The following is a 12486-nucleotide window of genomic DNA, read 5'->3' as shown; positions in this document are numbered from 1 at the left end:
TTAAACGATATATATCAGAAAAATATGGCTAAGAAACCACAAAAAACGCCGATGGGACAAATCAGAATAATCGGAGGTAAATGGCGTGGTCGGAAACTTCCTGTGCTTGATAGCCAAGGATTACGTCCCACCACCGATAGAGTCAAAGAAACACTGTTTAATTGGCTTATGCCCGTTATTCAGGACGCTCGTTGCTTAGATTGCTTTGCCGGCAGTGGTGGGCTAGGTATTGAAGCACTCTCTCGCTATGCAAAAGAAACGACATTCATTGAGTTCGACCGTAAAGTCGCGCAACAAATTACTGCTAATTTAGCGCTGCTTGGCGCTGATAATGGGCATGTTATTCAAGATAGTGCGTTAAATTATCTAGCTAAACAAGGTACGGCATATGATGTGGTGTTTTTAGATCCTCCTTTTCATCAAGGTATGTTGGCAAACACCCTGCAATTATTAGAAAATAACCAATGGTTAGCCGAAGGTTGTTATATTTATATTGAAGAAGAAGTAAACGCACAGGTTTATTCTTTACCAGAAAATTGGCGATTACATAGAGAAAAAATCGCAGGCCAAGTCGCCTATCGTCTCTATATTCGCAATTTATCTGCTTAATTTGTTATGGAGCTGCTATGTTAATCTTTTTAGGTCGATTTTTAATGATCGGTGTGTGGGGATTTCTTTGTTTAAATCTTATTTCCCCATTCCCTAAACCTTTAAAGTACTTTATGGATATCGCATTAATCTTTATGGTGATTATGCACGGCTTACAAATTGCCATGTATAAAGCAGGCCAACCCGAAGATAAAAAACCTTCTGGCTTACTCCAATTTAAGATCTTCTTTTTTGGTATTTTTGAGCTATTGAGAATACAAAAAGAGTTGCGCAAAGAGTATCTAGAAAAACAAAAAAATAAAAACCAATAATCATCGTCTATTCAAGTCACTGGGGATAACACGCTAACTCCCCAGTTTCTTATGCTCTGACGCTTATTGAGCTGATGTTTTACTACTCTCATTATCTGGTGCATCGGTTTCAAACTGCACGAAACGACTACCTTGCATAAATAATCGCCCTTTCATCTCCAGCGCTACATTTGAGAAAGTGGTTTTATCCACACGTAAGATAATATCTTGCTGAGAGTCCGTTGTTAAACGAAAAGTCACTTGATAGTAATAGGTTGTTTCTGGCCCATTAATATCATTTTCTCTTGAACGTCGATCGTTTTTCGGTATTTGTTGCTTATCAACAACTTCTACCATATATAATTTAACGGGTGCATTATCATCACTGATACGCTGTTTTCTTTGCTCAAAAAAACGATATGTTGCGCTAGCGATAATGATAATCAGCACCGCGATACCTAACATTCCCGCTTTATTCATTACACTCATTCCTATTATCGTTATAAATTCACATTGTGCTTATCTGTAGTTAATTTTAATTAATACGCCAGTTTCTTCATTAATCGCTATTCTTAAATTATGCTTTCTGTTATGAATAATAAAAGAGTTCTCTATATAAGAATAAGGAAGATATTATGAGTTGGCCTTTTCTCGCTGTCTTATTTTCTGGGTGGCTTTATATCGATGCCGCGTATCGTGGCCCTAATTGGCAACGATGGCTATTCCGCCCTATTACACTACTACTATTACTCCTTTGGGCATGGCAAGTCCCTGAGCATAGCATTAATAGTTATCTTATTGTCGGCGCTTTATTAGCAACATTACTTTCTGATGTATTAAAAATGTTTGAAGGTAAGTATTTACTACCTTCTTTAGCCTTGTTATTCCTAAGTTATATTCTCTACCTAATTAGTTTTGCCTTACCATTACAAATCTCTTTTTATCTTCCTTTGCTTGGTTTTGTTATCGTTGCCGCAATTATCGTGTTAGCCATCATCTGGACTAAACTGGATAAATTTGCCATTCCTGTATTACTGACTTTATTAGCGGCTTTTGCGATGTTTTGGGTTGCAGGAGAGAAATTCTTCTACCTGAGCAACGACTACAACTTTTCTATCATGATAGGCTCACTCTTGTTAGTAATTGCTTACTCTATTTGGCTTATCAACCGTTTCCGCTTCTCTTTTTCAGCCTCTAAAGGACTGGTAAGTGCCTGTTACTTTATTGGTCACTTCTTTATTGTTAGAGCCCTTTTTCTGTAAAACCCTGATCCCTTGTTTCTTTATCAATAGAAACAAGGGATTAATTGATTTAACAAATCCGCACTTTTTGACAATCAATACGCTCTGTTTATCTTGACTCTGGACTCTACTCCAAGCTGTAAAGTATCGGTAATTGATAAAACTGTACTTTGTTGAACGAGGAGAGGCGTATGTCTAAACACGCTCATCAACACGATAACCATAAACATACCGATGCTTGCTGTTCAAGCTCTCAATGCTGCTCTAATCAGGCAGATAATAGTAGTATGCACTCACATACTGAAAGTGGACACACTCATAGCAAAATCGATAAGAGTGATCCCGAATGTGAAGAAGAACATGATCATGCCCATGGCTGTTGTGACAGCAACGCCCCTGTCTCTAATGTAGAGCCTGAAAAAATTGCACAGCAACGTTTTAGTTGGAAAGTGCAAGGAATGGATTGCCCAAGCTGCGCGCAAAAGATAGAGACAGCAGTACTGAAAGTGGTCGGCGTTAAACAAGCGAAGATCTTGTTTGCCACTGAAAAACTGGTTGTCGATGCCGATACCGATTTACGTACTGATGTGATTAGTGCCGTTAAAAGTGCCGGTTTTGAACTATTTGATATCTCATCAGCGGGATCTCAGCCTCCTGCAAAACAAAGCCTCTTAAAAGAGAGCTCATTCGTCATTATCTTAGCGATTTTAATGGCGATAAGTTGGGGTGCCGAGTTTATTGATCCACAAGCAGGTCGCGCTGCCTTTATTGCAACGACATTAATCGGGTTATTCCCTATTGTAAAAAAATCACTACGACTCATTCGTAGTGGTACCCCATTCGCGATTGAAACCTTGATGAGTGTTGCGGCTATTGGGGCACTGTTTATTAATGCCACCGAAGAAGCGGCAATGGTAATTTTGCTGTTTATGATTGGCGAAATGCTTGAGTCTTATGCTGCGGGTCGTGCACGCCGCGGAGTCAGCGCATTAATGGCTCTTGTACCTGAAGAAGCGGTAGTAATAAAAGAGGGTAAAAAACAGACAGTCCCTGTAGCTCAATTGCGCCCCGGCGATATTATTGAAATTGCACCAGGTGCGCGCTTACCCACAGATGCCGAATTAATTACTGCTTTTGCAAGTTTTGATGAAAGCGCATTAACGGGTGAATCGGTGCCGGTCGAACGTTTACAAGGTGAAAAAGTCGCTGCTGGCTGTTTATCTGTTGATCGCTCGGTGCAAATGAAAGTGGTCTCTGAACAGGGGCAAAATGCCATCGACCGTATTTTACAACTGATCGAAGAAGCGGAAGAGCGTAAAGCGCCCATTGAACGTTTTGTTGACCGTTTCAGTCGCTATTACACACCACTGATTATGCTGTTTTCCGCATTAGTGATCATTATTCCACCTTTGTTATTCGCTCAACCTTGGGAAACTTGGTTCTACCGTGGTTTAACACTGTTATTAATTGGTTGTCCTTGTGCTCTGGTTATTTCAACACCAGCCGCCATTACATCAGCACTGGCAGCAGCAACAAAACGAGGTGCCTTAATTAAAGGTGGTGCAGCACTTGAACAACTGGGCACAGTCAATACCGTTGCTCTAGATAAAACAGGCACATTAACAGAGGGTAAACCTCAAGTCACTGATGTCATAGCAAATGTAGGCTTTAATGAGAAAGAGCTACTGATGTTGGCTTCTTCTGTAGAAGTTGGCTCTCATCACCCTCTCGCAAAAGCCATTATTAATAAAGCACAAGAGCAACAAATTGATGTTGTGGAAGCCGATAATCGCAAGGCTTTAGCGGGTAAAGGGATTGAAGGTTATTTAAATAATCAGCATATTCTGGTCAGTGCCCCAACACAATTATCAGAAACCACACCATTATCTGCACAATGGCAACAACAAGTCGCTCGTCTTGAAGATGAAGGCAAAACCGTTGTCGTGGTATTAAAAGAAGATCAGTTCATTGGTGTGATTGCGATGCAAGATACATTGCGCAACGATGCTATCGAATCAATGAAAGTGTTGAAATCGATGAATATCAATGCCGTGATGTTAACCGGTGATAACCCAAGAGCAGCGGCTGCGATTGCACAAAAACTGGGTATGGATTTCCGTGCAGGATTGCTCCCTGAAGATAAAGTCACCTCAGTGATGGAAATCAGTCAAACACATAACACAATGATGGTGGGTGATGGTATTAATGATGCACCAGCAATGAAAGCGGCTACCATTGGTGTTGCGATGGGAAGTGGTACAGATGTCGCCTTAGAAACTGCCGACGCAGCATTAACCCATAATCGTTTAACTGGCTTACCCGAAATTATTCAGCTATCTCGTGCAACACGTAAAATTATACGTGAAAACATTACCATAGCATTGGGTTTAAAAGCGATATTCTTAGTCACCAGTTTATTCGGTATCACTGGACTTTGGGTTGCCGTATTGGCTGACTCAGGAGCAACAGCTTTAGTGACCGCCAATGCCGTAAGACTATTAAAAGTTAAACTAAAATCTCCTCACCAAGATTAAACTAACCTAAAAATAAAACCCAAACCACAGTCATTGCTATGGTTTGGGTTATTTTTACGCTTAAATCTCACTGCGAGATAATTCTATTACTTATCTATTTCCTCAATACTCACATGTGCTTTTTTTCGTGAAAATAGTTTAACCACAAAGACATAGAACAGTGGTACAAAGAAAATAGCCAAGAAAGTGGATGCGAGCATACCGCCAATTACCCCTGTTGCAACAGAGTGCTGACTACCTTGCCCTGCACCTGCAGCAAGTGCCATAGGTAATACCCCAAAAGTAAAGGCGAGTGAGGTCATAATGATAGGGCGTAGTCTCATTCTTGCCGCTTCTGCTGCCGCATCGATTAATGGTTTACCATCCTTCTCATAAAGATGTTTAGCAAACTCAACAATTAAGATGGCATTTTTCGCTGATAGGCCAATGGTGGTCATCAAACCTATTTGGAAATAGACATCTGAGGATAAACCTCGTAACAGTGTCGCGATAACAGCCCCTAAAATACCAAATGGCACCACTAAAGCGACAGAGAAAGGTACTGACCAACTTTCATAGAGTGCCGCTAAGCTTAAGAAAACAAACAGAATTGTCATCACATATAATGCAGGTGCTTGGTCTTGTGTTTGAATTTCTTCATAAGACAGACCGCTATAGCTTAGGCTGATTTCAGATGGCAATTGTTTCATAATATCTGCAATTGCCAGCATCGCGTCACCCGTACTGTAACCTGGCGCTGGTTCACCTAAGATCTCAATCGCTGATAGCCCATTAAAACGCTCTAATTTCGGTGGCCCCATATACCATTGTGTTGTTGCAAAGGCGTTGAATGGGATCATTTCACCGCGCTGATTACGAACATGCCATTTATCCAGATCGGTTGGCAACATACGCGCTGAGGCTTCCCCTTGTAGATAAACACGTTTAACACGACCTTCATCAATAAAATCATTTACATACATCGATCCCCATGCGGCAGATAATGTATCGTTAATATCAGATAAACGCAGTTGTAATGCTCTTGCACGCTCTTTATCAATCACAACACGTAATTGAGGTTCATCGTTTTTACCGTTCGGGCGAACATTAGTTAATACTGGACTTTGTGCTGCTAATTCGAGGAATTTATCACGAGCTTTAACCAATTCAGTATGGCCTAAACCCGCATTATCTTGTAAGTAGAAATCAAATCCCATCGCATTCCCCATCTCCATAATAGCAGGTGGTGGGAACGCAATAACCATACCATCACGGATAGAGTTAAAGTGTTGCTGTGCTCGTGCCACTAATGAGAAAACATCTTCTCCTTTTCCTTTACGCTCTGACCAATCAGCCAAGTTAACAAATGCCATACCCGCATTTTGACCACGACCTGCAAAGTTAAAGCCATTAACAGTAAATACTGTTTTAACCAGATGTTTTTCTTCGGTCAGTAAATAATCCCTAAATTCTGCCATGGTTTGTTCCATACGCTCAGCGGTACTATTTGCTGGCATACGGACTTCAATCATCACAACCCCTTGGTCTTCATTTGGTAAGAAGGCTTTAGGTAATTGCGTAAATAACCACCCTGTTCCAACGGTAATAATGAGGAAAATAAACATATAACGGCCTCGACGGTACAAGATATTGCGTACCCCCTTCTCGTAATAGTTAGTTCCTCTATCAAAGAAACGGTTGAACAGCCAGAAGAATCCACGACGTTTCTTCACCTTAGGTTGTGGCTTTTTCAATATGGACGCGCATAATGCGGGTGTAAATGTTAATGCGATAAGCACTGATAATGCCATCGCGACAACAATAGTCGCTGCAAACTGGCGATAAATAATCCCAGCCGATCCACCAAAAAATGCCATTGGCACAAAGACTGCTGATAAAACAAGACCAATCCCCACTAACGCCCCTTGAATTTGCGTCATCGAGAGAATGGTCGCTTCTTTTACCGAAATCGCCTGTTCATGCATGATCCGTTCAACGTTTTCAACCACAACGATGGCATCATCCACCAGCAAGCCGATTGCGAGCACCATGGCATACATCGTTAATACGTTGATAGTTAAACCTAATGCGGCTAATACACCAAAAGTTCCTAATAAAACAACCGGTATAGCCAATGTTGGCACCAAGGTTGCCCGAATATTTTGTAGGAACAGGAACATAACCAAGAACACTAAGATGGAAGCTTCGACAATCGTTCTTACCACAGAGCTAATGGACGATTTTACAGAAGGCGTTGTGTCATAAGGGAAAAGGGCTTTTACACCTTGAGGGAAAAACTGCGACTGAGCTTCCACAACCTCTTTTACTTTTTTAGACACATCAAGTAGGTTAGCTCCGGGCGCTAAGCGCATAGCCATACCCGCAGACGGTTTACCATTGTATAAGCTTGAAATAGAGAAATTATCTGCCCCTACTTCGACTTTCGCTACATCTTGTAACAGAACTTGTGAGCCATCAAGATTCACTTTTAATAGAATATGGTTGAATTCATCTACTGATACCATACGTGATGCACTGGTAATGGTTGCGTTTAACTCAACACCTTTTAATGCCGGTAAGCCCGCTAACTGCCCGGCAGACACCTGTACATTCTCATCTTGGATAGCCGCGGCAATATCTTGCGGCATCAGGTGATAATTAGTCAGTTTATCCGGATCAAGCCAAATACGCATAGCGCGTGGTGATCCCAATAACAGAATATCCCCCATACCATCAATACGAGAAATAGGATCTTTCATATGTGAGGCAAGGTAATTACCTAAATCAAAGGCATCTAATTTTCCAGATTCATCTACAAGGGCAACCACTTGCATAAAGTTAATCTGGAATTTCACTACCCTCATCCCTTGTCGTTGTACTTCAAGGGGTAACTTAGGAGTTGCTAATTGCAGTTTATTTTGTACCTGCATCAACGCAATATCACTATCCGTACCTTGTTCAAAAGTGGCGATAACTTCAAAGCTACCATCCGTATTACTATTTGAACTTAAATAACGGAAGCCATCTAATCCGCTAAGCTCTTGCTCAATAACTTGAACAACCGTGTCTTGCACTGTTTCAGCCGATGCACCGGGATAAACTGCGGTGATCATTATCGCTGGAGCTGCAATTTCAGGATATTGACTCACAGGAAGTTTTATTAACGACAATCCTCCTGCAATCATAATAACAATAGCCATCACCCACGAAAGTATTGGCCGATTAATAAAAAATCGAGACATAATAATGTATTACCTAAATGAAGACTTACTCTAAGGTGGTCTTTAATGAAATGTTGTTAGCAGGAACCGCATTGACTTTTACGCCCGGTTTTGCACGATGATGACCTTCTGTCATGATCCTATCGCCAGCTTGTAATCCCTGTTTTATGATCCATCCATTACCTTGTGGTTTTAATATTTCAACATCTCTTGCTTGTAATACTTGTTGTTGATCAACGATATATGTGATGGATTTACCACGGGCATCAAAGGTAATCGCTTGTTGTGGCACAACAATCGCTTTCTCTTGAGTTCCTTGCATAATGCGAGCTTTGGTATACATTCCTGGTAATAATTGGTGCTGTGGATTAGGGAATTTGGCGCGTAATGTCACTGAGCCTGTACTTGGCTCAACTTGGACTTCGGAAAAACTTAATGTACCGGTATAAGGGTACTGAGAGCCATCTTCTAAAAACAGCGTCACATCCATTTTATCTTCACTATCAGTGACGACACCTTGTTGGATCAGTGACTTTAATTTCAGTTGGTTAGTAATAGGTTGAGTAATATCCACATAGATAGGATCAAGCTGTGTGATGGTCGCTAATGGCTGGCTTTGTCCACTACTCACTAATGCCCCTTCACTAACAAAAGAGCGACTGATTTTGCCACTAATAGGTGATAAAACTTGGGTATAGCCAAGGTTAATCTTTGCTTGATTTAAATCGGCTTTAGCTTGATCAAGGCGTGATACTACATCGTCATATTCTTGCTGACTAATGGCATTAGTGGCACGTAAAGATTTATAACGGGCAGCTAATTTTTTCACATTATCGTAAGCCGCTTGCGCTTTAGCTACCTGAGTTTCGTAAGGTTTTTTATCTATTTGATACAGTGGTTGATCTTTTTTAACATCACTACCTTCAGTAAATAGACGTTTTTCTAAAATACCATCGACTTGTGGGCGCACCTGTGAGACACGATAAGATGCCGTTCTTGCTGGCAAATCGACCGTTAATGGAAGAATTTCCTCTTTGACAGTATAGACTCCCACTTCTGGGATAGCAGGCTTGGTTGGCTGAGTCGATTGATCGTTACAGCCCATTAAGACAAAACTTACCATCATCACAGAAGTAAAAGGAATATTACAACCCTTTGTTTTAAATAAATGTTTTGTTTTTTTCATAGTTAGTGGAATTGTGCTGATAAAAAAAATACCGTACTCCCTATGCGAATGGTTTCCGGTACAACGAATTAATTAAGAACGTCATCTATTTATGGCTATTAAAATAAATAGTCTAAATATTAGATTAATAACACATACAGTTGAGATCCTTATTTATTAGAGGTTTTTGTATTTATTAATACGCTGTGAATAATGAACTTTTCAAGATATTTTAACAAGATTATAATTTATCAATATGTGGCATTTTAAATAAATGAAAATATATCTTATTGAAACAAAACAAATTAAATAAAATAAACTCTATTATAAAAAACACTAAAATAGCATTTTTAGGAAAAACAAAAAGAGCAAAAAATTAACTAATAATTATCCCTTCATCATTAAAACGATGAATAAACAAACATTTTTAAATACTATTTTCACAATAATACAAAAGAGATAAATAAAATTATTTTAATTGTTTCTTATACGAAACTAATACAATAAATCTATTAATTCACATAAACCTATAAATATAGAAAAATAATCTCTTAGAAAAAACATGACTAATTCATCATAAAACCATTGCATTTATTCATGAGGTAAATAGATTTTATATGAGGTATAAAAAGGCAAGGAGAGCTACTTTTGCCTTGAAAGAAAGAGCCACAAGCGAGACAAGCCATGCTTTATCTCGCTTGATAAGCGTGTTTTTTACAAGATAAGCTGATTTACAGCTGACCCTCTTTTTTGCGGATCAAATAACGATAAGGTGTTGCTTGCGTCTCTTGCTGTAATAGGTCATGTTCCATAAAACGACAAAAACCGGGAATATCACGCACTGTAGCCGGATCATCAGCAATCACCAACAGTGTTTCCCCCTGAGCCATATTTCTTATGGTTTTACGCACTAACATAACAGGCTCAGGACAACGTAGTCCTAAGGTATCTAATGTTTTTGTCGCATCATCAAATTGGGCATTCATTGTATTAACCATTTTTTCGCACTAACAGATAGCACTATTATATCTCGCTTTGCCTCGCACATCACGGCACATTCATCAACTTCACGTTGAGTTATCGCCGATCTTTGCTTTTGTTGCGCAACAAGAGTATGATGCGCATCCTCTCCTGATGAGAGAAAATCATACGTTTTATTGGGTTCCCTCACCCCAATCACTAAAAAGGTACAATTTATGTATAGGTTTACCTCCCGCCAAAAAGCGGCGGCGCTATTATGGCTTTCGTTATTTCATATATTGATAATCACTTCTAGTAACTATCTTGTTCAATTGCCTATTTCTATTTTTGGCTTCCATACCACATGGGGTGCATTTACTTTTCCATTTATTTTCTTAGCGACAGATTTAACTGTTCGTATCTATGGAGCCCCTCTGGCAAGACGCATTATTACTGCCGTTATGATACCGGCATTAGCTATTTCCTACCTAATATCAACACTCTTTTTCCAAGGAAGTTGGCAAGGTTTTGCCTCACTCAATGATTTTAATATCATGGTGGCAAGAATAGCGACAGCAAGCTTTATGGCGTATGTGTTAGGGCAAATTATGGATGTTTCTGTCTTTAATCGTTTAAGACAGCAACAAAAATGGTGGGTAGCACCAAGTGCAGCGATGTTTTTTGGTAATTTCTTAGATACTGTTGCCTTCTTTTTTATTGCCTTTTATCGCAGTACAGATGCGTTTATGGCGGCCAATTGGGTCGAAATAGCGCTCGTGGATTACACTTTTAAATTGACGATTTGTATGCTGTTTTTCTTACCGGCCTATGGCGTATTATTGAACTTTATTTTGCGCTATTTTTTTGCACAAGAAAATCAACAACAAAGCTATGCTCAAATCCGTCCTTAGCTGATTGACTCCCCCAATAAGGCTTTATTCTTTGCACAATAAAGCCTTAGCTTACTTTTACCAATACCTTGATCTACCGGCAATAAATACCATTATTTAGCATAATAAGTGAAGACACCGCACTACTATTGATGAATGATAAAGAGTAAGACTTTTATTGCCTAGCAATACAAAAATTAACCCGTTTCAATATAATATTTTTATTATCAATTAAACTATTAATAGTATTCTGGATCATCTCAGCTTTTTTCCATCTCGGTTAAGATGATATTCCCCGCCATAAAGATTTTTTACTCTTTTGAAGATAGTAGGAGTCTATTATGTTAAAAGTTATTCAATCCCCAGCGAAGTATATCCAAGGGCCTGATGCGTTATATCATATTGGGAAATATACAAAACCTTTGGGTGAGAGAGCATTGATTATCGCTGATAAGTTTGTCATGGATCTGGCTGGCAGCATCGTCAAAGACAGCATGACACAGTATGAAGTCAATGGACACTTTGAACAGTTTCACGGTGAATGTACACATAAAGAGATTGACCGCTTAGTTGAGATAGCCAAACAACAAGCCGCTCTTGTTATCATTGGTGTTGGGGGAGGAAAAACCCTTGATACCGCCAAAGCCGTCGCCTATAAATGCCAGTTACCTGTGGTGATCTCTCCGACTATCGCATCAACCGATGCTCCTACTAGCGCACTTTCTGTTATTTATACAGAATTAGGCGCATTTGATAGCTATCTTTTCTACCCGAAAAATCCTGATATCGTTGTTATGGATACCAATGTAATTGCCTCAGCACCACCACGTTTATTAGTGGCAGGGATGGGAGATGCCTTAGCGACCTATTTTGAAGCAAGAGCCTGTAGTCGAGCACAAAAGCAAACAATGGCTGGAGGTAAAACCACCCTTGCAGCACTGGCATTAGCAGAGCTTTGTTATCACACCCTACTTGAAGATGGCTATAAAGCCAAACTGGCTGTCAGCCGTAGTGTGTGTACTACTGCGGTTGAAAATATTATCGAAGCAAATACCTTTTTAAGCGGTATTGGTTTTGAAAGTGCCGGATTAGCCGCCGCACATGCAATACATAATGGTTTCACTGCATTAGAAGAGTGCCATGCAATGTATCACGGTGAAAAAGTCGCCTTTGGTACTCTAGTTCAACTAGTGCTAGAAAATAGCCCGTTAGAAGAGATCGAAGAAGTACTCGATTTCTGTGTTCAAGTTGGCTTACCTGTTACCTTAGAAGAATTAGGCGTACATGCTACAGGTGATGAATTAAATGAAAAAATCATGGCTGTCGCAGAATTAAGCTGTGCAGAAGGTGAAACAATTTACAATATGCCATTTGATGTTGATTCCGATAAAGTGTTTGCGGCGATTATGGCAGCAGACCAATTAGGGCGTGAGTGGTTATATTAAAGATTAATATTAATGGCGCCAACAGGGTGCTCTGTACCCTGTTGACTCACAATGTGATGTAAAGTAATAAAAAAGGGAATAAAAGATCGACTTTTATTCCCAAATTGCTTGTTATTGTAATCAGTGACTACGTTATTGTTATCTCATTAATT

10 protein-coding genes are annotated in these 12486 nt (G+C 39.7%); 6 read left to right on the top strand and 4 right to left on the bottom strand.

All coding sequences use genetic code 11. The features are described 5' to 3' along the window. The first annotated feature begins 24 nt into the window (after positions 1–24). The gene (rsmD, locus tag PMI_RS17935) at positions 25–609 is read left to right on the top strand and encodes a 16S rRNA (guanine(966)-N(2))-methyltransferase (protein WP_004252744.1); all 585 of its coding nucleotides are present in this window, start codon (positions 25–27) and stop codon (positions 607–609) included. Positions 610–626: 17 nt separating this feature from the next. Next, complete coding sequence (locus tag PMI_RS17930; RefSeq protein WP_004248877.1) at positions 627–920, top strand: DUF1145 family protein; 294 nt, start codon at positions 627–629, stop codon at positions 918–920. A gap of 63 nt (positions 921–983) precedes the next feature. On the opposite strand, the gene PMI_RS17925 is transcribed toward PMI_RS17930, so the two are convergent. After that, complete coding sequence (locus PMI_RS17925; protein ID WP_012368817.1) at positions 984–1388, bottom strand: DUF2500 family protein; 405 nt, start codon at positions 1386–1388, stop codon at positions 984–986. A gap of 146 nt (positions 1389–1534) precedes the next feature. Between PMI_RS17925 and PMI_RS17920 the strand changes: the two genes are divergently transcribed. After that, positions 1535–2161: a lysoplasmalogenase gene (locus PMI_RS17920; protein WP_004248875.1), complete on the top strand. Its 627-nt coding sequence runs from the start codon at positions 1535–1537 to the stop codon at positions 2159–2161. Positions 2162–2331: 170 nt separating this feature from the next. Continuing rightward, positions 2332–4674 carry a zinc/cadmium/mercury/lead-transporting ATPase gene (locus PMI_RS17915; protein WP_012368816.1) on the top strand — a complete coding sequence of 781 codons (2343 nt, stop codon included), beginning with the start codon at positions 2332–2334 and terminating at the stop codon, positions 4672–4674. An 86-nt stretch (positions 4675–4760) separates the two neighbouring features. On the opposite strand, the gene PMI_RS17910 is transcribed toward PMI_RS17915, so the two are convergent. The 3 genes from PMI_RS17910 to tusA form a co-directional block, all read right to left on the bottom strand. After that, the gene (locus PMI_RS17910) at positions 4761–7895 is read right to left on the bottom strand and encodes an efflux RND transporter permease subunit (RefSeq protein ID WP_012368815.1); all 3135 of its coding nucleotides are present in this window, start codon (positions 7893–7895) and stop codon (positions 4761–4763) included. A gap of 25 nt (positions 7896–7920) precedes the next feature. Then, entirely contained in the window at positions 7921–9060 is a 1140-nt protein-coding gene (locus PMI_RS17905) for an efflux RND transporter periplasmic adaptor subunit (RefSeq protein WP_004245395.1), read from the bottom strand. Positions 9061–9770: 710 nt separating this feature from the next. After that, positions 9771–10025 (bottom strand): sulfurtransferase TusA, encoded by a 255-nt coding sequence (tusA, locus tag PMI_RS17900; RefSeq protein ID WP_004245397.1) that lies wholly within the window; start codon positions 10023–10025, stop codon positions 9771–9773. A gap of 210 nt (positions 10026–10235) precedes the next feature. Here tusA and PMI_RS17890 point away from each other — a divergent pair, with 210 nt between their 5' ends. Both PMI_RS17890 and PMI_RS17885 read left to right on the top strand, forming a co-directional pair. Beyond that, positions 10236–10910, top strand: coding sequence for a 7-cyano-7-deazaguanine/7-aminomethyl-7-deazaguanine transporter (locus PMI_RS17890; protein ID WP_004245400.1), 675 nt, complete (start codon positions 10236–10238; stop codon positions 10908–10910). A gap of 320 nt (positions 10911–11230) precedes the next feature. Further along, positions 11231–12334 carry a glycerol dehydrogenase gene (locus tag PMI_RS17885; RefSeq protein WP_004245401.1) on the top strand — a complete coding sequence of 368 codons (1104 nt, stop codon included), beginning with the start codon at positions 11231–11233 and terminating at the stop codon, positions 12332–12334. Positions 12335–12486 lie beyond the last annotated feature (152 nt).

The sequence above is a fragment of the Proteus mirabilis HI4320 genome, assembly GCF_000069965.1.
Lineage (GTDB): Bacteria > Pseudomonadota > Gammaproteobacteria > Enterobacterales > Enterobacteriaceae > Proteus > Proteus mirabilis.
Note: the sequence above shows the minus strand (reverse complement) of the source record. Positions and strands in the feature narration are given on the sequence as shown.

Bases quoted from the DNA above. Each gene is read 5' to 3' on its own strand.
- rsmD (WP_004252744.1), top strand. From the start codon at position 25: ATGGCTAAGAAACCACAAAAAACGCCGATGGGACAAATCAGAATAATC.
- PMI_RS17930 (WP_004248877.1), top strand. From the start codon at position 627: ATGTTAATCTTTTTAGGTCGATTTTTAATGATCGGTGTGTGGGGATTT.
- PMI_RS17925 (WP_012368817.1), bottom strand. From the start codon at position 1,388: ATGAGTGTAATGAATAAAGCGGGAATGTTAGGTATCGCGGTGCTGATT.
- PMI_RS17920 (WP_004248875.1), top strand. From the start codon at position 1,535: ATGAGTTGGCCTTTTCTCGCTGTCTTATTTTCTGGGTGGCTTTATATC.
- PMI_RS17915 (WP_012368816.1), top strand. From the start codon at position 2,332: ATGTCTAAACACGCTCATCAACACGATAACCATAAACATACCGATGCT.
- PMI_RS17910 (WP_012368815.1), bottom strand. From the start codon at position 7,895: ATGTCTCGATTTTTTATTAATCGGCCAATACTTTCGTGGGTGATGGCT.
- PMI_RS17905 (WP_004245395.1), bottom strand. From the start codon at position 9,060: ATGAAAAAAACAAAACATTTATTTAAAACAAAGGGTTGTAATATTCCT.
- tusA (WP_004245397.1), bottom strand. From the start codon at position 10,025: ATGAATGCCCAATTTGATGATGCGACAAAAACATTAGATACCTTAGGA.
- PMI_RS17890 (WP_004245400.1), top strand. From the start codon at position 10,236: ATGTATAGGTTTACCTCCCGCCAAAAAGCGGCGGCGCTATTATGGCTT.
- PMI_RS17885 (WP_004245401.1), top strand. From the start codon at position 11,231: ATGTTAAAAGTTATTCAATCCCCAGCGAAGTATATCCAAGGGCCTGAT.